The sequence below is a fragment of the Nodosilinea sp. FACHB-141 genome, from assembly GCF_014696135.1.
GTDB lineage: Bacteria > Cyanobacteriota > Cyanobacteriia > Phormidesmidales > Phormidesmidaceae > Nodosilinea.
Genome location: NZ_JACJPP010000007.1, coordinates 742,087 through 763,837, shown reverse-complemented (window position 1 = coordinate 763,837; position 21,751 = coordinate 742,087). Strand labels below are relative to the sequence as shown.

The 21,751-nt window shown below is 55.2% G+C and carries 11 protein-coding genes; 4 read left to right on the top strand and 7 right to left on the bottom strand.

Going from position 1 to position 21,751, the window contains the following annotated elements; translation table 11 throughout:
- Nucleotides 1-7: 7 nt before the first annotated feature.
- The gene (gene hpsL, locus H6F59_RS06885) at nucleotides 8-1,696 is read right to left on the bottom strand and encodes a hormogonium polysaccharide biosynthesis protein HpsL (protein ID WP_190696793.1); all 1,689 of its coding nucleotides are present in this window, start codon (nucleotides 1,694-1,696) and stop codon (nucleotides 8-10) included.
- A gap of 174 nt (nucleotides 1,697-1,870) precedes the next feature.
- Nucleotides 1,871-2,929, bottom strand: a complete 1,059-nt coding sequence (locus H6F59_RS06880) for an MBL fold metallo-hydrolase (protein ID WP_313887136.1) — start codon at nucleotides 2,927-2,929, stop codon at nucleotides 1,871-1,873.
- A gap of 160 nt (nucleotides 2,930-3,089) precedes the next feature.
- Here H6F59_RS06880 and H6F59_RS06875 point away from each other — a divergent pair, with 160 nt between their 5' ends.
- From H6F59_RS06875 to H6F59_RS06865, 3 genes are all read left to right on the top strand, one after another.
- Nucleotides 3,090-3,410 carry a nucleotidyltransferase domain-containing protein gene (locus H6F59_RS06875; protein WP_190696790.1) on the top strand — a complete coding sequence of 107 codons (321 nt, stop codon included), beginning with the start codon at nucleotides 3,090-3,092 and terminating at the stop codon, nucleotides 3,408-3,410.
- 56 nt (nucleotides 3,411-3,466) lie between these two features.
- Nucleotides 3,467-4,858, top strand: a complete 1,392-nt coding sequence (locus tag H6F59_RS06870; protein ID WP_190697268.1) for a HAMP domain-containing sensor histidine kinase — start codon at nucleotides 3,467-3,469, stop codon at nucleotides 4,856-4,858.
- 411 nt (nucleotides 4,859-5,269) lie between these two features.
- Complete coding sequence (locus tag H6F59_RS06865; protein WP_190696787.1) at nucleotides 5,270-7,933, top strand: DUF3536 domain-containing protein; 2,664 nt, start codon at nucleotides 5,270-5,272, stop codon at nucleotides 7,931-7,933.
- A 358-nt stretch (nucleotides 7,934-8,291) separates the two neighbouring features.
- On the opposite strand, the gene H6F59_RS06860 is transcribed toward H6F59_RS06865, so the two are convergent.
- The 3 genes from H6F59_RS06860 to ribBA form a co-directional block, all read right to left on the bottom strand.
- Complete coding sequence (locus H6F59_RS06860) at nucleotides 8,292-8,675, bottom strand: type II toxin-antitoxin system VapC family toxin (RefSeq protein WP_190696784.1); 384 nt, start codon at nucleotides 8,673-8,675, stop codon at nucleotides 8,292-8,294.
- Nucleotides 8,672-8,860, bottom strand: a complete 189-nt coding sequence (locus tag H6F59_RS27555) for a type II toxin-antitoxin system Phd/YefM family antitoxin (RefSeq protein ID WP_397193116.1) — start codon at nucleotides 8,858-8,860, stop codon at nucleotides 8,672-8,674. The genes H6F59_RS06860 and H6F59_RS27555 overlap by 4 nt, the downstream gene beginning before the upstream one ends.
- A gap of 703 nt (nucleotides 8,861-9,563) precedes the next feature.
- The gene (gene ribBA / locus H6F59_RS06850) at nucleotides 9,564-11,309 is read right to left on the bottom strand and encodes a bifunctional 3,4-dihydroxy-2-butanone-4-phosphate synthase/GTP cyclohydrolase II (RefSeq protein WP_190696781.1); all 1,746 of its coding nucleotides are present in this window, start codon (nucleotides 11,307-11,309) and stop codon (nucleotides 9,564-9,566) included.
- A gap of 307 nt (nucleotides 11,310-11,616) precedes the next feature.
- On the opposite strand from ribBA, the gene argC reads away from it, so the two are divergent.
- Complete coding sequence (gene argC / locus H6F59_RS06845; protein WP_190696778.1) at nucleotides 11,617-12,681, top strand: N-acetyl-gamma-glutamyl-phosphate reductase; 1,065 nt, start codon at nucleotides 11,617-11,619, stop codon at nucleotides 12,679-12,681.
- 161 nt (nucleotides 12,682-12,842) lie between these two features.
- Here argC and H6F59_RS06840 read toward each other — a convergent pair whose 3' ends face one another.
- Entirely contained in the window at nucleotides 12,843-14,546 is a 1,704-nt protein-coding gene (locus H6F59_RS06840) for a response regulator (protein ID WP_190696773.1), read from the bottom strand.
- Between the two features lie 89 nt (nucleotides 14,547-14,635).
- Nucleotides 14,636-21,388, bottom strand: coding sequence for a HAMP domain-containing protein (locus H6F59_RS06835; RefSeq protein WP_190696770.1), 6,753 nt, complete (start codon nucleotides 21,386-21,388; stop codon nucleotides 14,636-14,638).
- Nucleotides 21,389-21,751: the final 363 nt, after the last annotated feature.

Genomic DNA, 21,751 nt, shown 5'->3' with positions numbered 1-21,751 from the left:
GGTACGCCTACTCAAACACGATCGTTTCCTGTTTCTGAAGCTGCTTTTTCTCGCGAGGGGTGAGCTTGCGGCGGCGACTGGCCTCTTCTAGACGCTGCTGCAACCGCTCTTTTTGGTCAATTTCGGGCAGCTTGAGCACAATACCCGCCGCCAGCCAGTAATACACGTTTACCGGATCCACATCCAGTGGGTAGTAGTAGGGAAAGATGCTGATAAACAGCACAAACACCCACATTGAAGCACCATAGCCTCGCAGGTTGGGGTCTTTGATCGACCGATAGGCCTTGAAGGTAGCGACGGTCAGGGTGAGGTATACCGCCAGGGTAGCCAGCAACCCCAGGGGACCGATTTCGTACATCAGTTTGGGGTGGTAGGTTTCGACCAGCTCGGTCTTGCCAAAGATGCGGGCAGCATTGGTAGCGCGGCCCACCCCTCGGCCCAAAATGCCCTCCTGCTGTTTCTGCGCCCACTCAAACTGCTGCACAATAAACTCATGGGGCGGCGAGGCGCTCCAGCGGCTTTGAAAACTCGCCCACCGTTCATTAACCACCGCCTGGTTTTGGGCCATAAACACACTCAAGATCAGCGCCAGACCGATGCCGATGGGGAGAAAGCGCTTCAGGTTGGCCACCTGACCCGTAAGAATCAGCAGGCCAACAATGGTTACCGGTACCAGGGCTAGGGCGATGCGTTGACCAGAGACCACCGCCATCACCCCCACCGCTGCCAATGAGCCCAGACCTACGATGCGCCACAGGGGGCTGCGATCGCTAAACGCCGTGCCAAAAGCAAAGAAGCCGCTTGAAATCAAAAACCAGCCCCACTGCCAGGGGGCGTTAAATGTACCGGGCAGACGAATTTGCCCCTGCGCCGGGGTATACAACAGCGACCCGCCGACGAAACAGCGCGACTCTAGGGATGCCTTGAACAGGTCTTCGCCCTCGCCGATGGTACCCTGACAAATGCCCAGTCGCAGCATCATGTATTGAATGAACCCGAGGCCGCAGCAGACCAAAATCAGCACCACTTGCAGGCGCAGGAGGAAGTAGACGTCTTCGCGATCGCGCAGCAAATAATAAATGCACGGAATAATCAGCACGTAGCCGATTAGCACCTTCAGGCCTAGCACCCCAATCAAAATTGGCACCTCGCCCCCGGCTGCATCAAGCTGCTGTCCGCCGTTGACCACCAGCATAGTCAGGCTGCACAACCCCAGCAGCACCAGCAGCGGCACTTTGATCAGCGGTGGAATAATCAGCGGCTGCCGAGTACGGCGGCAAAACTGAATTACGCCCAGGAGTGCCGGAATGTAGATGGCGTCTTTAGCCAACTGCAAAATGCCGCTGCCCCCAAGCGCGTAGGTGACGGTGCCGCTAAAGGGCACGTAGATGATCAGCCCATAGATTGCCTGGCGGGGATATTTAAAGGAAAGGGCGAGACAAGCGATTGCCACAACCGCTGCCAGCGCTAGCTTAGGTTCACCCAGCAGCGCCAGCAGCACCCCAATCAGCCCCGCTACAAACAGCGTCGCCGCCAGGTATTGAATTAATTCTTTGCGCGCCTTTTGGGCCTGGCGCTTCTTCGCCCGCTCTTCTTTGCGGCTGAGGGGAGGCACTTGATCTGCAGTATCCTCTTTGCCTTTGCCTCGCCGTCGGGGCCGAGGTGCTTTTGCTTGGGGCTGGGGAGTATCTACCACGGCACGATCCCATGGGGCTTGTAACGTCAGGGTAGCCTCTAGCTCAACACTTTGAGCAGCGCTCGTCCTATCGCTACATATTCCACAACCACAAGCGGACCCAAATTCTTCATCTGGGTCCGCTCACTACTTTTCTTGAGGTCTAAATATCTGAACGAGTTCCAAACTTAGAACCTACGACTCAAAGCCAAAATCCCACACAATCGGCTCCCAACCGTAGGCATCGCCCTGGGCACGCACGTGGCCGAGGCCGGGAAAGGGCATGTGGGGTACCAGTAATTTGCGGCGATCGCCCGTAACCGTCTCCAGCAATTGTTTCCGCGTGGCTACGCCCTGGGTAGGGTCGGTGTCAAACGCCACTTCCCAGTCGGGGTTCTCCAGGTTCAGCGGGTCGCTAAAGAACACATCGCCGGTAGCTAGCAGGCTATCGTCGCCGGAGGTGATCAGGTATGAGGCTTGGCCAGGGGTATGGCCCACCGAAGGAACTGAGACAATGCCGGGAATGATCTCATCGCCCAAGGCAAAGCGGGTGGTGCGGCTGGCGATCGCCCCCAGCCACTCCTGCGCTACTGCCACCGTAGTCGCTTGGGTATCTGCATCCACCAGCGAGTTGGGCATTTCCACCGTTGGTGCCGTCCAAAAATTCCACTCGGTCTCAGAGATATAGTAGCTGGCGTTGGCGAATACCGGGTTGCCGCTTTCGTCGAGAATGCCGCCGATGTGGTCGGGGTGGGCGTGGGTCAAAATGACGGTGTCAATGGTGTCGGGGGCAATGCCTGCGGCTGCCAGGTTGCTGGCTAGATAGCCCACGGTGGGGCCAAAGGTGTTGCCCGCCCCGGTATCGATCAGCACCTTGTGCTCATCGGTTTCTAGATACAGCACGTTGAGGTGGGCTAAGACACTGTCGGTCGGCAAAAAGTTGTCCGTCAGGGCTGCCGATGCCGCCGCAGGATCAGCCTTGGGTACAAAGAATCCCACCGGGAACGTCAGCGTACCGTCGCTCACGACCGTTGCGCTATAGTCGCCCACCTTGAAACGGTAGGTCGTGGCGTTGGTGGGGTTGGCCCGCTCGACAGCGGGTTCGTCTTGGGCCAGGGCAGTCGAGGACGGCAAATGCAGCCCACCCAGCCAGAGAGAAAAGCCAAGAGTAGCTGTGGCGACAAGAGCCATCAGGCTCCACCGCTTGAGGCTCCACCGCTTTGAACGCTTTGCAGCAGCTAAAAAATTGGACACGAATCGTCTCCTCAATACTAATAACAGGCTCCTCTCAGGGAATTTCCCCACATATCTTCACCATGGTAAAGCAGGAGATTTGCCGTCGTAGGCTGCTGAATTAGGATGAGGTTAGCGATCGCAGTCGATCGCCGCCCATCTCACTCGGGCCAGGTAGCCAGTGCAACCGCTCACCACCGATCTGCTCGACCAAATTACCCAACGTTTGGTGTCTGCCCTGCAACCAGAGCAGATCATTTTGTTTGGCTCCTACGCCTACGGGGAGCCAAACGAAGATAGCGATATTGACTTGCTCGTAATTGTTTCACAGTCTGACGAACCCCGCTACCGGCGGGCACGGGTTGCCTACAAAGCGCTGCGAGGGCTAGGGATTCCTAAAGATATTTTGGTCATGACTCGCGAAGAGGTCGAGCGCAAAAAGAACGTAGTCACTTCCCTAGTCTGCCAAGCACTTCGGCAGGGCAAAGTTCTCTATGGTTAATAGAGTTGGCTGCATCAATGCTCTACTTGGTCACTCAAAAATTGCCATAGATGTCTATGTTTCAGGCGACTCGGCGGCGGCTTGCGCTTTGGTATACGGCGGTGACGGCGGTGCTGCTGCTGCTGTTTGCCAGCGGCTTCTATCTCTACGTGCGCACCACGCTGGTCGAGCGGGTGGATGACACGCTGAACCACGTGGTGGAGATTGTGGAGCGATCGCTGGTCATAGAACCTGATGCCGCCGGGGATCATACCTTTGCCACCATCGATACCGATGGTCCGCCGCTGCGGGTCAACGTAGAAGCCAGCTTTCGCGACAACGCCCGCGCCGTTGAAGACGACCACATCGACCTAGAGTGGTTTGGCCCCGGTGGGCAACTGCTGTGGTCTACCTTTGCAGACCTCCAGCCCGTGCCTCTGCACGTTAACCCGGCGGGCGAAACGGTGCGGGTGGGGCAAGAGACTTTCTTTCGCCAGATTACTGAGCGGGTGCAAGACCACGGGCAGGTGCTGGGCTATCTGCGGGTCAGCCATCCCTGGTTTGAGGTGACCAAGCCCAGCCGCAGGTTGATTGTGGATTTAGCCCTGGGCACAAGTCTGATGGTGGCGGCAGTGGCGGCAATCGGCTGGCTGCTGTCGGGGATCGCGATCGCCCCCGTGCGCGACTCCTACCAGCAGCTCAAGCAGTTTACCGCCGACGCCTCCCACGAGTTGCGCAACCCCATCGCTGTCATCCAGACCAATGCCCAGGTAGCGCTGTCAGACCCCAACCCTGACGTAGATATTCAGCAAAAGCAGTTTCAGGTGATTGAGCGCCTCACTCGGCGGCTAGGGCGGCTGGTGGATGATCTGTTGTTTCTCGCTCGTCAGGAGAGTGGGCTGATTGCCTTTGCTCCCGCTTCTGTCAGTTTAGAGGGGCTGCTGGAGGATGTGTTGGAGGAGCAGCAGGTGATGGCTACCGAGCGCCAGATCGCGCTGCAAGTGGCAGTCGCGGAAGACGGTTTTGGTAAAAGTTTTGGCAAACAGCGGTCTAAAAACGCAGCGCTACTGACTGCTCCCCCCACCGCCAGCTCCACGATTTTGGGCGATCCCGGCCAGCTCACCCGCCTATTCACCAACCTGATCAGCAATGCGGTGCAGTACACCCCCAGTGGCGGCACCGTGACGGTCAAGGTCAAGCCCACCAAGCACCAGGGACAACCAGGAGTGCAGGTAACCGTGCAGGACACGGGCATTGGCATGGATAGCGAAGCGATCGCCCATGCCTTCGATCGCTTTTACCGGGCTGACCCCTCGCGGTTGCGCAGCGGCGAGCAGGGTACGGGACTGGGGCTGGCGATCGCCAAGGTAATTGTTGACACCCACCGCGGCCACATCCACCTCGACAGCCAGCCCCAGGTGGGAACCACAGTCACCGTCGTGCTGCCCCAGGGAGGCGTGGGCGGATAGACTCAGCCAGTTCTACAGCCCTGCTTCTCTCCCGCGAGGGATGAGTCAACTGTCCAATTGCCGTAGTTTATACGGTGGGGTTTAGCTCGTTTGCCCAGTTGACAAACATCAACGGAGGTTAAGCGCGAGCGGTTAACTTTCATAAAGAGGGTTAAAATCAGCAAATGTTGGGTTAGAAAACACGCCCACAGCGTCGGTCGCCCTCAGTTCCCCGGTATGCCCAGCCTGGTTCCTGCTGATCCCCAGGTGACCCTACGGCATTGGCAGCCTTTTAGCCTTTCCTCACGCAGCCGCATCGTCCTCTGGGCTTTGATCCCGGCTTCCCAAGTTTTTTTGAATCCGTTCCCCGGTGGTAGCACAGCCCATGGTTAGGCTGGCCACTGTGTCCAACTCCTCACTCATTTTTTTCCTATGGCTGATTCACTCCAGCATTCGGCATTGCAGGCTAGCTCTGCGGTCCCTACGGCCTATGATGGCCCCCACGATGGCTTGATCCCCGCTGTTAGCACCGGGGTTTTTGTTTGCGTGCACGGCCACTTTTACCAGCCGCCCCGCGAGAACCCTTACCTCGATGCGATCGAGAAGCAGCCCAGTGCCGCCCCCTTCCACAACTGGAATGAGCGCATTCACCACGAGTGCTACCGGCCCAACGCCTATGCCCGCATTCTCAACGATCGCGGCGAAGTCGTGCGCATCGTCAACACCTTTGAGTACATCAGCTTTAACATTGGCCCCACCCTGCTGAGCTGGATGGAGCGCCACGACCTGGAGACCTACCAGCGCATCATCGACGCCGATCGCAACAGCTGCGCCCGACTGAGCGGCCACGGCAACGCGATCGCCCAGGTCTACAACCACATCATTTTGCCCCTGGCCAACCCCCGCGACAAAGTCACCCAGGTGCACTGGGGCATTGAGGATTTTCGCCGCCGCTTTGGTCGTCAGCCCGAGGGCATTTGGTTGGCCGAAACCGCGATCGACTACCCCACGCTCGACGTGCTCCACGCTGAGGGGATCAAGTTCACGATTCTCGCGCCGTCGCAGGTGCAGCGCTGTCGTCCCATGGTCAGCTACAACGGCGAGCGCGACACTTGGCAAGAAGTGGGCGGTGGCCAGATCGATCCCAGTCGCCCCTACCGCTGCTTTCTCAAAAATGCTGACGGCAGCCCTGATCCCAGCCGCTATATCGACATCTTTTTCTACGACGGCCCGATCTCTCGCGACATGGGTTTTAACGACGTGCTGAGTTCATCTCAGCATTTTGTCGGGCGCATCGGCCAGGCCATCCACGGGGATCATCGGCCATTCCAGCTGATCTCGGTCGCCACCGATGGCGAAACCTTTGGCCACCACCGGGGCGGGGCCGAAAAAGCCCTCGCCTACGCCCTCACCGACGAGTTTCCCCGCCAGGGCTGGACGGTGACCAACTACGCCCACTACCTGGCCACCCACCCACCCACTTGGGAAGCCGAACTCAAGCCCGTCACCGCCTGGAGCTGCTCCCACGGCGTCGATCGCTGGCAAGATGACTGCGGCTGTGGCGGCGGCGGCGAATGGCATCAGCAGTGGCGACGCCCCCTGCGCGACACCCTCGACTGGCTGCGCGATCAGCTGGTTGCCGTCTACGAGACGCATGGCTCTGAGCTGCTGCGCGATCCCTGGGCGGCGCGCAATGCCTACGTAGCGGTGATGGGCGATCGCAGCCCCGACACCCTCGACGCCTTCTTTGCCACCCACCAAACCCACAAACTCTCGGCCATCGAGCGGGTCACCGCCCTGCAACTGCTCGAAATGCAGCGCCATGCCCTGTTTATGTACACCAGCTGCGGCTGGTTCTTTGAAGAACTCTCGCGTCCCGAGGGCACCCAAATTCTGCGCTACGCTGCCCGCGCCATGGAGCTGGCCGGCGAAGTCTCAGGGGTCTCTCTAGAAGCCGAATTTGTGAAGCGCCTCGGTCAAGCCCCCAGCAACATCACCGAATTTATCCACGGCTCCGGCGTCTACGAGGCCCTGGTCAAACCCTCCCGCATCACGCTGGAGCAGGTAGTGGCCCACTACGCCATGGGGTCGCTGTTTACCGACTACCACCGCGAGCAAACCGTCTACTGCTACACCGTCGAGCAGCACGACTACCGCCGCCAGCGCATGGGGCCCATCTCCCTGGCGGTGGGGCAGGTCGAAATCACCTCTACCATCACCCGCGAAAGCCTCAACCTGGCCTTCGCCGTAGTGCACCTGGGCGGCTGGGACTTCCACTGTGGCATCAAGAGCATGCGATCGCGCCTCGACTACACCCAGGCCAAAGCTGCCGTGTTTGAGAGCCTCAGCCAGGCCAGCGCCGCCCAGGTGATTCTCGCCATCAACAGCGCCTTTGGCCCACACACCTATGGCCTGCAAGACCTGTTTGCTGAAGAGCGCCACCGCATGATGGGCCTGCTCTCCCAAGACACCCTGCTGCGCCTCGACCAGCTCTACGCCCAGGTCTACCGCGACAATTATGGCGTGCTGCGCGCCTTCCACCGCGATGGCCTGCCCGTACCCCGCGAGCTGCAAGTGGCGGCCGATATTGCCCTCAGCCACCGAGCGATGGAAGTGCTGCAATCCCTCGAACGCGAGACCAGCGACCCCACTGCCAGCCCCCTGCGCCAGGGCGAGGACTATTTGAACGAGCTAGAGGCGATCGCCACCGAAGCTAGCACCTGCAATGCCTCCCTATCTCTAGCGGCGGCCAAGCCCATGCTGGAGCGGCTGATTGGGCGATCGGTCTGGCAAATTCTCAACCAGGCACCGACAGAATCCCTCGCCGCCGATGTGGATTGGCTGGGGCGACTGGTTAATCTCGGCCAGCAGCTCAACCTAGGCCTTTCGTTAGAACGCCCCCAAGAGCTGTATTACCAACACCTCAACCGCCAGGTGTTTGCCCTGCTCAAGCAGGCAGCGGTGTCTAGAAAACCCCTCGGCTCCGACAGCCGTGCTCAGGTCAACGACATCCTCCGCCTCGGCGAATACCTGTCAATGGACGTGGGCGCAGTGCTGAAAGCGCTAGATCACCTCGATCCCGGTCGGCCTGCATGAAGAGGCTAACATCGACATGAGCGGCACAAACTCAACCAATACCTCTCGTTCTAACTAGGCGACACTAGAGTCATTGGAGGATGAAGGAATTGATTATTCCGATAGTCCTCCTTTGACGGAAGAGTCCTTTGAGAAGGCGATGCTAAGAATTCCGGCGTCACAAGCACAGCAACTTTTGCAATTGAGCTTGATATATTGCAGTGGTTTTAGGCTCAATGTGGAGAATGCCAAGCTCTAATCAACTTGGTTTTGCGTGTTACTCGGAAGCTAAAATAGATAGCTAGGAGACTAGATTCATAACTCTCATCTCTATTATTATCACTTTCGAGTAGAAAAGCCGTCGTATCCAGGGAGACTATTACATGGTGCTTACTGCGTAGGCGCGAATTGCAGTATCCACTGTAGCAATGGTTAGTTTATTTTCTAAAGCTTGACAGATCAACATTCTGTCAAACGGATCGCGATGTAAAGGAGGTAATTTAGCTAACTGAACCACACTACTCTCGTTGAGGCCAAGGCTAGCAATTTGATGAAGATCGCGCTGTTTGGGAAGGTATATCTCTGGTGTTTCAGGCAAAGGCAACTTACCCAATTGATACTTCACAATCACTTCCCAAATTGAGACGGCACTTAGATAGACTTCGTTGTCTGGATTGCGAATGCTATCGCGAAGACTGATCGAAAGCTGAGCATCACCACTGATGAACCATAGAAAAATATGGGTGTCTAGCAGAATCCTCATTTGCCCTCGAATGCGCTTAGAAGATCTTCGGGTAAAGGTGCGTCAAAATCAGCCGGGACAGTGAATTCTCCCGCACATAAGCCAAATGGCCGTGGTTGTTTATCTTTGATGATGGGCTTGAGTTCTGCGATTGATAAATTTTCAACGTCATTTACAAAGGTACTCAAAATGGAGAGTTCATCTATTCTCTTGTTTTGATGCCCCAGATCTTTTCTTATTGCCAATAGCAATTGACCAAATAGCAAGATAAGACTACTTGGAGACCTTTCAACATTACTACTTGCTATTCGTCGAAATTCGATATACAGCTTCAAAACATCGTCAGAGGCCCATAAAATTAAATTGGGCGTTATATCGGCAAATTCCTGAACTAGCTTCACTTCGCTCTTAGGCTCTCGTCCCAATTTAGTGGCCAGAATAGAATCAAAGAAAAGGTTTATTACTTGATCATATATTTCAGTTTTTTTAGGTTTTTGCTCATTTCGAATCTGAATTTGCAAGTTACCGACGAATGTAATTAACGCGCCCAGTAAAGCAATCAAAATTGTAATAAACTGCCAAGGAGCCTTGCTGATTTCGTGAAACAAAGCCCATGCTACCAAGCCAAGAATGGTAGCTGCGATTATTCCAATACCGATGCTTTGCCAATTTGCATCTCTTTTCATCGCCTAGTACCTAAGTTGACTGTCAAAGCAATCTTTCTCAATTAGCGCGGAAACGATGTTGATGAATTTCGATCAGCTTATGACAAAAGAATTATGTGTTATGCATCCTAATCAAAAAGCTCTGGCGTAACAGTTTATTGTGCCGGAAATCGCCGTGCAACTCCTCTCAAAGAGGCCATTGCTTGATGTTTTTTGTCCAAATTTCGCATAAGGCTGAACCTAACTAATCTGATGGGATGTGGCTGGAGAACACGTATATGCGCTGGCTTTCTAGGCTGCCGCAGAGGTCGGAGGGTTTGACAGTCTCGGGGGTGGGCACTGCGTCGTGGTGAAAGACCTGGCGATCGAGGCCCACCTGCAAGCCACTGAAAGGGTCGCTGCCACCGGAGATGAGGAACGCGAGCTGGTCAATTTCGGGCCAGGCGGCGAGTTTGTCGAGTAGGGTGGCGATCGCATTCATCTGTGGCTGCTCACAGTCGTGGTACCACACCTCAGACCCCTCCACAGGCAAGGTATCTAGCCCTAGGTTCACAATCAGATCCGGCTGGCTAAACAGTGCTGCCGCTACCGGTCGGGCTTCTTCTTGCAGCAACAGCCCCTGACTGTGGGCTAGTTCGCGCAGGTGCTCTAACTTTTGGTAGCGATCCTGCACCGGCAAGTCGCCGCTGCGCCAATGAATAGCCACCGTTGCCAGGTAAGTCTGCACCAGCAGGTGGCCCAGCTTTTGAGCTTTGGTGGCCAAGTAGCCCGAGTTGTAGGCGGTAGCCTCAATAATCAGCGGCACTCGGCTCACCATATCCAGGCCATAGCCCTTGATACCCGCAATTTTGCGAGGGTTGTTGGTAATCAGGCAAAACTTCTGCACACCGATGTCGTTGAGAATTTGTGCGCCGATGCCGTAGTTGCGTTGGTCTACGGGCAGGCCCAATTTCTCGTTGGCCTCAACCGTGTCAAGGCCCATATCTTGCAGCGAGTAGGCTTTAAGCTTGTTGACCAGGCCAATGCCGCGCCCCTCCTGGCGTAGGTAAACCACTACGCCACGCCCGGCCGCATCGATCATTTTTAGCGCCGCCTGGAGCTGCATGCGGCAGTCGCAGCGCAGAGAGCCAAAGGCATCCCCGGTCAGGCACTCAGAGTGGACGCGCACCATCACCGACTGGTCGGCAAAGGTGGCGGGGTCGCCCTTCACCATGGCCACATGCTCGGAGCCGTCGAGCAAGTTACGGTAGGCGTAGATGGCAAAGTCACCAAATTGAGTGGGCATGCTGGCCACCGCCTCGCGCTGCACAAAGCGCTCGTGCTGCAAGCGGTAGTGAATTAAGTCAGCAATGCTGATTAGCTTGAGGCCAAAGGCTTTGGCATAGCTGACTAACTCGGGCAGTCGCGCCATCGACCCATCCGGGTTCTGAATTTCGCAGATCACCCCGGCGGGGTAGAGCCCCGCCAGCCGAGCCAGATCGACCCCGGCTTCAGTATGGCCGGCCCGCTTCAGCACGCCGCCATCCTTGGCCCGCAAAGGGAAAATGTGTCCTGGCCGGCGCAGGTCTTGGGGGCGAGCATTGGGGTTAATGGCAACTTGAATGGTGCGAGCGCGATCGTCGGCAGAAATGCCTGTGGTGACGCCCCAGCTCAGGGCAGCGTCGATGCTGACGGTGAAGGCGGTCTGCTCGTTTTCGTCCTCGAAGGCGCTGGGGCTGACCATCAGGGGAAGATCCAGCTGGTCGAGCCGTTCTCCGGTCATCGCCAGGCAGATTAGCCCCCGCGCTTCCACTGCCATGAAGTTAATGATGTCGGGGGTGGCAAACTGGGCGGCGCAAATCACGTCCCCTTCGTTCTCGCGGTTTTCGTCATCCACCACCACAATTGATTTGCCGGCCGCCAGGTCGTGGAGCGCCGACTCAATAGAATCGAACTGAAAATCGGAGGGCAGTTCGAGGTCGGAGGGGGACTGACGAAGGGCGGGCGGCATCTCCGATTCTGGGTTGAGCACGGTGGGGCGAACCTGTAGAAAGAACGTTGGCTTCTAAAATTCTAGCTTTATGACCTGCGCTTCATAGAGAGAATGGTCGCATCCCTAAGATCAGCGGTAAATCTAGCACCATCGACCTTAGCTGACAGACCAGTAACAGCATCCGAAGCCACCATGTTGAATTGGAGATTACTGGTTTACTATTACAGTGCTGATCTAAGAGGAAGGGGCTAACTGGATTAGCGATCGCCCCCCAGAGCCGCCCTACTCCCTCTATATATTCCTCAACCCAACCAGCCCCAGAACCATGAGCGAGTCACCCGTCGGAAAAATCAAAGTCGGCATCGTGGGCGCGTCGGGCTACGGCGGGGTGCAATTGGTGCGGCTGCTTACCCAGCATCCAGGGGTAGAGCTGGTCTACTTGGGGGGCGACAGCAGCGCCGGGCAACCCTACACCGATATCTATCCCCATCTGGCAGGTTCCGTCAATTTGACGGTGGAAGCCGTAGATTTGGGCGAAATCGCCCAGCGTTGCCAAGTTGTATTTCTGTCGTTACCCAACGGGCTGGCTCACACCATGGCCCCAACGCTGCTGGAGCGGGGCTGTCGGGTGCTCGATCTCTCCGCCGACTACCGCTTTGAAAATTTGAATACCTACCAGTCGTGGTACGGAGGCGATCGCAGCGACCAGAGCATTGCGGGGGAAGCCGTGTATGGGCTGCCTGAGCTATTTCGCGATCGCATTCGTAACGCCCGCTTAGTGGGCTGTCCTGGCTGCTATCCCACCGCCAGCCTGCTCGGCATTGCTCCGCTGCTCAAGCAGGGCCTCGCCCAGCCCGAAACCCTAATCATCGATGCTAAATCTGGCACCTCTGGCGGTGGTCGAGTGGCCAAAACCGGCATGCTGCTCGCCGAAGCCAGCAACTCTTTAGGGGCCTACGGCGTTGCCCGCCACCGTCATACACCCGAAATTGAAGCCATATGTACTGGCTTGGCCAGTCAAGAGGTGATGGTGCAGTTTACACCCCACCTCATTCCGATGGTGCGGGGCATTTTGGCCACCATCTATGCCACCTTGCGAGACCCCGGCCTGGTGCGCGACGATCTGCTCACCATCTACAGCGCCTTCTACCGCTCTTCTCCCTGGGTGACGGTGCTGCCCAGCGGCACCTACCCCCAAACCAAGTGGGCCTGGGGCACCAACCGCTGCTACATCGGCCTTGAAACTGACCCCCGCACCGGCCGCGTGATCGTCATGTCGGCGATCGACAACCTGATGAAAGGCCAGGCATCCCAGGCGGTGCAGTGCCTCAATCTGATGATGGGCATCGAAGAATCTCTTGGGCTACCGACCACTACCTTTTATCCCTAATACCAAATCCGAATCACATAACCCCGATTTCAAAGAGGTCAAACCGTAGGGGCGTAGGCGTAGCTGAGGAGGCTCCATCGCATTCGCCCTTCTGAATCGGGGGTAATCAAGAAGGATTTAGTGTTAGTTGCTAAGGACGATCAAAGAGGTTTGATGGGTGTTTAGAGGGCCGTCAGCTTGCCAACTTTTGCTCTAGCGGCCTTTGCTACAACTTCAATTAACTGAACTGGATCAATGGGTTTGGCGAGGAATTGTTGAAAGCCACTTGAGAGTGCTTGATGTCGATCCTCTTGCTTGGCATAGGCCGTTAGGGCGATCGCCGGGATTGTCCTCCCCCGCTCTTGCTCAACCATCCGAACTCGTTGCAGTAGTTCATAACCATTTTCGTCGGGCATGGCAATGTCGCTCAACAACACATCGGGGTGCGAGTGTTGTAGGTAATCTATCACCTCTTGTCCACTCGCCACCGCTGTGACTTGAGCACCCGCTAGCTCCAGCGCAGTAACTAGATAGTTTCGATTATCAACATTGTCATCTACTAACAAAACAGAGATATTTTCTAGGGCTAAATCGCTAGGCAATGACTCCTGGTTTGGCATCTCAGAAGATGGGTCACACTGGGTTGGATTGTGCAACGGCAGAAAGATGGTAAAGGTTGAGCCTTTGTCCTTGCCCTCACTGGCAGCATCAATTTTGCCGCCGTGAAGCTCAACGAGTTGGCGGACGATCGCCAATCCTAGCCCTAACCCATCATGAGAACGGGTGGAAGACGAATCTGCTTGGCGAAAGTATTCAAAAATCTGAGGTAGAAAATCAGAGTCAATGCCGATTCCGGTGTCAGCTACAGTGATTTGGGCAAATGCAGTGATTGGTAAGGGGTGTTGGGTCACTTGTTGTGACTCTTGGTTTCTGCCAATTATCCCTGACTCATTGCTTATGATTCGCTTTAACCCCACCTCAACCTGCCCGCTTTCTGGCGTGAATTTGATAGCGTTTGAGAGTAAATTGCGAAGAATTTGCTGTAGGCGCTGCAAGTCGCCGCTGATAATGCAGTGATCGGACGTAAAATCACCCGTCAGTTGAATACCTTTTTCGTTTGCCGCAGGACGAATGGACTCCAGTTCGTTTGAAATCAAATTGAGTAAGTTGACCGGCTGTTGATGAATTTTTACTCTGCCGCTGGTCAGGCGGGCGACATCTAGGATGTCATCGATGAGTTGCGCCTGAGACAGGGCATTGCGATTAATCGTTTCGAGAGCGCGGCTGGTCGCGCTCTCGTCAAGTTTGCCTGCCATCAATAGTTTTGACCAGCCTAAAATCGCGTTGAGCGGGGTTCGTAGTTCGTGGGAAACGATCGCCATGAATTCATCTTTCATGCGGTTGGCAGCTTCTGCTTGTTGACGAGCAAGCTGTTCCTGAATAATCTCGACCTTCTGCATGGCTAATTCTGCCGATTGCCGCTGGATCTCTTGGGTCTTTTTGAACAATTCAACAAATACAGAGACTTTGGAAAGCAGAATTTCGGGGTTGATTGGTTTGAGTAAATAATCCACTGCTCCCAGCGCGTAGCCCTTCATCTGCAACTGATCGTCGGTGCTAAACGCGGTGACAAAGATGATTGGGGTGTGTTCCGATCGCTCTCGCTGCCGAATCAGGGATGCGGTTTCAAATCCGTCCATGCCTGGCATTTCCACATCTAACAGAATTGCGGCGAAATCCTGATTCAGCAGACATCGAAGCGCTTCTTTTCCGGACTGGGCGGTCACGAGATTCTGCCCCAATTTGCACAAAATTTCTTCTAGGGCGATCAAGTTTTCTATTCGATCGTCAATTAGAAGAATGTTGGCTTTGGGTTCAAAGGGCATGGTGTGGAAAATTGGAGGATGGAGAGAATAAACTGCCAAGCAAAGTATGAATTGAGGGTGAGAGCAGCCCAGTTCTCACCCTCTAGCATCTAGTCCCTAGACCGGGAGAGCCAAACTCGCAGTAGAGACAGCAGTTGCTCCATTTCGACTGGTTTAGTAATGTAATCGTTTGCACCGGCTTCTAGACATTTTTCGCGATCGCCTTTCATGGCTTTGGCCGTGAGGGCAATCATCGGCAGATCGGCAAACTGGCTAATCTGGCGGATTTCCCCCATGGTTTCGTAACCGTCCATTCCAGGCATCATAATATCCATCAGCACCACATCAATATCAGGATTTGCCTGCAAAGTATTGATGCCATCTCTGCCGCTTTCGGCGTAGAGCACCTGCATTTGCTGACGCTCTAGCAGGCTGGTGAGGGCGAAGATATTGCGAACGTCATCATCCACAATCAGCACTTTTTTGTCTGCCAAAATTGGATCGTTCCGCCGTACTTGTTCTAGCATCAACCGTTGGTGCTCAGGTAAGTTTGCCTGAATCCGATGGAGGAATAAACTGGTTTCGTCGAGCAGACGTTCGGGCGATCGCGCATCCTTGATGATTAAGGTGTCGGACAGGCGGTGCAATTCTGTTTCTTCCTGAGCGGTTAGATCTTTGCCCGTGTAAACAATGATCGGCAGGCGACCTAAGTTCGGTTCGCGCTTGATTTGTTCGAGTAGCTCAAAATCCTTAGCATCGGGCAGCAGCAGATCGAGGACTACACAATCAAACTGTTGGTCGCGAATAGCGGCTATGGTTTCGGCAGCGGTTGCAACTGCCGTGATGCTGACATCGCTGTTTCCAATCAAATCGACGATGCTTTGGCGTTGCTGGTCGTCGTCTTCTACCACTAACAAGCTCTTGACTAACCGTTCCACAAACTCTTTCATGCTTGCCAGGGCATTAAGCAGAGATTCACTGCTGACGGGTTTTTGGAGGTAGGCGATCGCGCCCTGCCGCAAGCTGCGATCTTGTCCATCTTCCACGGTCATAATGTGAACTGGAATGTGGCGGGTATCAGGGTCGTGCTTGAGGTAGTTCAGTACGGTCCAACCGTCCAAAATGGGCAACCGGATGTCAAGCATGATGGCAGAGGGCTGAAATTCTCGCGCCATCTGTAATCCCACATCTCCCCGGGTGGCCACTAAGCCTTTGAAGCCGTGTTCCCGCGACAGATCGAGCAAGATGCGGGCGAAGTTAACGTCATCTTCGATAATTAGCAAAGAGCGATCATTGGGTTCGATCGAAACGCGATCGTCTTCTAGCGTCGGATCAACTGAAAAGGTACCCACTTGAGTTGCGGTGACCGGAATAGCGGCTCGGATGCCCTCTGACGGGGCGGGTGACGCGACTTCTGTGGGGCGCAATGCGGTCGCCGAGCTAGCCGAGTAAGCCGTAGAGCCATTTGGAGTTGGCGCTCTGCGGGCTTCTACCGAAATAGTTCTCTGCTCCCGACCTTCCCGTCTGCCTGTCTCCCCATTCTCATGGCGATCCACATAGGTCACTGGCAGATATAGGGTGAACGTACTGCCTTGATCCAGTTCACTCGTCAGGCGAATTTCACCTCCCAAAAGTTGGGCGATCTCCCGGCTAATCGACAGGCCCAAACCGGTGCCACCATAGCGGCGGCTCGTTGTCCCATCTTCTTGCTGGAAGGCTTCAAAGATAATCTGCTGCTTCTCTGGAGCAATGCCGATGCCCGTATCGGTCACCGCAAAGGCAATCACCTGATCCGCCTGATTTAATCTGGCTTTCTCTAGGCTCCAACCCTGGGTGACGACGCTGACGTCTAACTCTACCTGTCCCCGCTCTGTGAACTTGAAGGCGTTTGCCAGCAAGTTTTTCAATACCTGTTGCAGCCGCTTGGCATCGGTGTAAAGGGTGCGTGGCAGTTGCTCGCTGAAGTGCATGTGAAAATCGAGTTTGCGATCGACGGCGACCTGACGGAAGGTACGCTCTAGATGCACTTGCAGATCGGCAAACAGGATAGGCTCGGCATTCACTGAAATTGTGCCGGATTCGATCTTCGCCAGATCGAGGATGTCGTTAATCAGCCCTAGCAAGTCATTTCCGGCAGAGTAAATGGTCTGAGAGTATTCCACCTGTTTGTGGGTCAAGTTGCTCTCACTGTTGTCGGACAGGAGTCGAGCCAGAATCAGCAAGCTGTTCAGCGGAGTTCGGAGTTCGTGGGACATGTTTGCCAGAAACTCAGACTTGTATTTAGAAGTGAGCGCTAGCTGTTCAGCTTTTTCTTCCAAAGACAATCGTGCCTGCTCGATTTCGCTGTTTTTGCGCTCTACTTCGCTGTTCTGCTTCGCCAATAGTTCGGCTTTTTCTTGCAGTTCTTCGTTGGTCCGTTGTAATTGCTCTTGCTGACTCTTGAGTAAGTCCTCTGACGCTTTCAAGGATTGCGCCTGTTGCTCCAAACGCCGGTTGGTGTCGGTGAGCTCAGTTTGTTGACCCTGCATTTCTTCCGCCAGAGATTGGGACTGTTTCAGCAGTTCCTCGGTTCGCATACTGGCAGCGATCGTGTTGAGAACGATCGCGATACTTTCGGTCAATTGGTCGAAGAAAGTGAGGTGAATTTCATTGAAGTGGTTGAAGGAAGCTAGTTCGACTACGGCCGTCACCTGACCCTCAAACAGAACGGGCAACACGACCACGTTCATCGGTGAAGCTTCACCCAGTCCAGAGTTGATCCTGATGTAGTCTGAGGGCACCTCAGTGACCAGAATGCGCTCTTTCTCGAGGGCACATTGTCCGACCAAGCCCTCGCCGAGATAGAAGCGATTGGCTAGACTCTTGCGCTCTCGATAGGCGTAGGTGCTGAGCAATTTCAGGAACGGGGGATGGATCTCGCTGGTTTCTAGTAGGTAGAAGACGCCGTGTTGGGCGGATACCAGGGGAGCCAGTTCGGACAAGATCAGCTTGGAAACCGTTTCCAGATCGCGCTGTCCCTGCAGCATCCGCGTAAATTTTGCCAGGTTGGTTTTGAGCCAGTCTTGCTCGATGTTTTTCTGGGTGGTTTCGCGCAGGTTGGCGATCATCTGGTTGACGTTATCTTTCAGAATGGCAACTTCGCCCTGGGCCTCAACCGCAATCACCCGCGTCAAATCGCCCTTAGTCACGGCGGTGGCCACTTCGGCAATCGCTCGTACCTGGGTCGTCAAGTTTGCCGCCAGCTCGTTTACGTTGTCGGTCAGATCCCGCCAGGTGCCTGAGGCCCCCGGTACTTTCGCCTGACCACCCAGTTTTCCTTCGATTCCTACTTCCCGCGCTACGGTTGTCACCTGGTCGGCGAAGGTTGCCAGAGTGTCGATCATCTCGTTGATCGTGTCTGCTAGGGTTTCAATTTCCCCTTTGGCATCCAGCATCAACTTCTGTTTCAGGTTGCCGTTGGCTACGGCAGTCACGACTTTAGCGATACCTCGGACCTGCGCCGTCAGGTTGCCAGCCATTGAGTTTACGTTGTCGGTCAGGTCTTTCCAGATGCCCGCTACGCCAATCACCTGGGCTTGACCGCCCAGTTTTCCTTCGGTGCCCACTTCCCGCGCTACCCGCGTTACCTCGGAGGCAAAGGAACTCAGCTGATCCACCATCGTGTTGACGGTATTTTTCAGTTCAAAGATCTCACCGCGCACATCTACGGTAATTTTCTTGGACAGGTCGCCGTTGGCGATCGCAGTCGAGACTTCGGCAATGTTCCGCACCTGCGCCGTCAGATTGCCCGCCATCGAGTTTACCGAATCGGTCAAATCTTTCCAGGTCCCGGCAACACCCGACACCTGCGCCTGTACACCCAATTTGCCTTCGGTTCCCACCTCCCGCGCCACCCGCGTTACCTCAGAGGCGAAGGAGTTGAGCTGATCCACCATGATGTTGATGGTGCTTTTGAGGTCGAGAATTTCACCCTTTACGTCTACCGTGATCTTCTTGGAGAGATCGCCGTTTGCCACCGCCGTTGTCACTTCGGCAATGTTCCGCACCTGCGCCGTCAAACTACCCGCCATGAAGTTTACCGAGTCGGTCAGATCTTTCCAGGTGCCAGCCACACCAGGAACTTGCGCCTGTACGCCCAACTTCCCTTCGGCGCCCACTTCCCGCGCCACCCGCGTTACTTCCGAGGCAAAGGAGTTTAACTGATCCACCATCGTATTGACGGTGTTTTTCAGCTCTAAAATTTCGCCTTTGACATCCACCGTGATTTTCTTGGACAGGTCGCCATTGGCTACGGCCGTCGTCACGGCCGCGATGTTCCGCACCTGCGCCGTCAAACTGCCGGCCATAAAGTTTACAGAATCGGTGAGATCTTTCCAGGTGCCAGCAACGCCGCGGACGTCAGCCTGCACCCCCAGTTTGCCTTCGGCCCCCACTTCCCGTGCCACCCGCGTTACCTCAGAGGCAAAGGAGCTGAGCTGGTCCACCATGATGTTAATGGTGTTTTTCAGCTCTAAGATTTCACCTTTCACCTGCACGGTAATCTTCTTGGACAGGTCGCCGGTGGCGATCGCTGTTGCCACATCAGCAATGTTTCGCACCTGCCCGGTCAGGTTGCCGGCCATCGAGTTCACATTGTCGGTCAGGTCTTTCCAGGTGCCGGCAACGCCAGGAACTTCCGCCTGCACGCCCAGTTTCCCTTCGGTGCCTACTTCCCGTGCGACCCGTGTTACCTCAGAGGCAAAGGAACTGAGTTGATCCACCATGGTGTTGATGGTGTTCTTCAGTTCCAGAATTTCACCTTTAACATCCACCGTGATCTTCTTAGACAGATCGCCGTTCGCCACAGCGGTTGTCACATCGGCAATATTCCGCACCTGCGCCGTCAGGTTACCCGCCATCGAGTTTACCGAGTCGGTCAAATCCTTCCAGGTGCCGGCAACACCGCGCACCTCGGCCTGTACGCCCAGTTTTCCTTCGGTTCCCACTTCCCGCGCTACCCGCGTTACCTCAGAGGCAAAGGAGTTAAGTTGATCCACCATGATGTTGATGGTGCTTTTCAGGTCGAGAATTTCGCCCTTAACATCCACCGTGATCTTTTTAGACAGGTCACCGTTCGCCACCGCCGTTGTGACTTCGGCGATATTCCGCACCTGCGCGGTCAAACTGCCCGCCATGAAGTTTACCGAGTCAGTCAAATCCTTCCAGGTGCCGGCAACCCCACGCACTTGCGCCTGCCCGCCCAGTTTTCCATCAGCTCCCACTTCCCGCGCTACCCGTGTCACCTCCGAGGCAAAGGAGTTCAGCTGATCCACCATCGTGTTGACGGTGTTTTTTAGCTCCAGAATCTCACCTTTGACATCGACCGTGATTTTGCGGGACAGGTCGCCGTTAGCGATCGCCGTTGCCACCTCAGCAATGTTTCGTACCTGCCCGGTCAAATTGCCAGCCATCAGGTTCACGTTGTCGGTCAGGTCTTTCCAGGTGCCGGCCACCCCTTTTACTTCCGCCTGCACGCCCAGTTTTCCTTCGGTGCCCACCTCCCGCGCCACCCGCGTCACCTCAGAGGCAAAGGAATTCAGCTGATCCACCATTGTGTTGACGGTGTTCTTCAGCTCCAGAATTTCACCTTTGACATCGACCGTGATTTTGCGGGATAGGTCGCCGTTGGCGATCGCCGTTGCCACTTCGGCAATGTTTCGCACCTGGCCAGTCAAGTTACCAGCCATGAAGTTTACTGAGTCGGTCAAGTCTTTCCAGGTGCCAGCCACGCCGCGCACCTCTGCCTGTCCGCCCAACTTACCCTCAGCGCCTACTTCTCGCGCCACCCGGGTTACTTCCGAAGCAAAGGAGTTGAGTTGATCCACCATTGTGTTAATGGTGCTTTTCAGATCGAGAATTTCACCTTTTACGTCTACCGTAATCTTCTTGGATAGGTCGCCGTTTGCCACGGCCGTCGTCACTTCGGCAATGTTCCGCACCTGCGCCGTCAGGTTACCGGCCATGGAGTTCACGGAGTCGGTCAAATCCTTCCAGGTGCCCGCTACCCCTGGCACCTGCGCCTGCACGCCCAATTTTCCTTCGGTTCCCACCTCACGCGCTACCCGCGTTACCTCAGAGGCAAAGGAGTTGAGCTGATCCACCATGATGTTGATGGTGCTTTTCAGGTCGAGAATTTCGCCTTTAACATCCACCGTAATTTTCTTGGATAGGTCGCCATTGGCTACAGCGGTCGTCACTTCGGCAATGTTCCGCACCTGCGCCGTCAGGTTCCCCGCCATCGAGTTGACGTTATCGGTCAAATCCTTCCAGGTGCCGGCCACCCCTTTTACTTCGGCCTGCACGCCCAACTTACCTTCAGTTCCCACTTCCCGCGCTACCCGCGTCACCTCAGAAGCAAAGGACTGAAGCTGGGACACCATCGTGTTAACGATTTGTGCCGTTTGCAGAAACTCCCCTTGCAGCGATCGCCCTTCAATCTCCGTTGCGATCGCCTGCGACAGGTCACCATTGGCCACAGATCGAATCACCCGTGTAATCGCCGCCATCGGCTGCACTAAATCCACAATCAGCGTGTTGATTGACCCTTCACAGGCTTTCCACGAGCCTTTTGCTCCACCCAACGAAGCTCGTTCATTCGTCTTACCCTCTTTCCCCACCACTCCACTGATCCGCTCTAGCTCAGTGGTGATCTGCTCGTTCTTGTCAATGATGTCATTGAGCGTATCGGCAACTTTTCCTGCGATACCCGTCTGATCAACCGGCATTCGCACTGAGAAGTTTCCTTTCTTCACTTCAGTCAAAACTTTAAGCAGTTGCTTCAGGTCGAAGCTATTGGTCTCAGTGAGGGTTTGAGCGGTTGTCATAAACTTCTACGACTGCTTTTGGTAAGGATGGTGGTTAAAGGATGACGGTTGAGACAGCGAGGTAGTAAATTTCTGCGGCGAAAGGTTTTTCCAAAGGGCAAACATACCTCCCCTTATGAATCATCTACCTCAAAGGATAGAATCGGCTTCATACCTTGGATAGAAGGCCAAATTTTCATAAATCAGCCCAAAGAGAGATGCCAATACAGCAGTCTTAGCTCAACTTAGGTAAGTTATCTATTATGCTTCGTATTGAAACGATTATTTGCTTGCAGGCTGTGCAGCGAGTAGTTGGCAATGGATGCAATTACCTTTTCGACTGCCAGCTAGCATTGCCTACACCAGCCTTTCTACTATCTCACC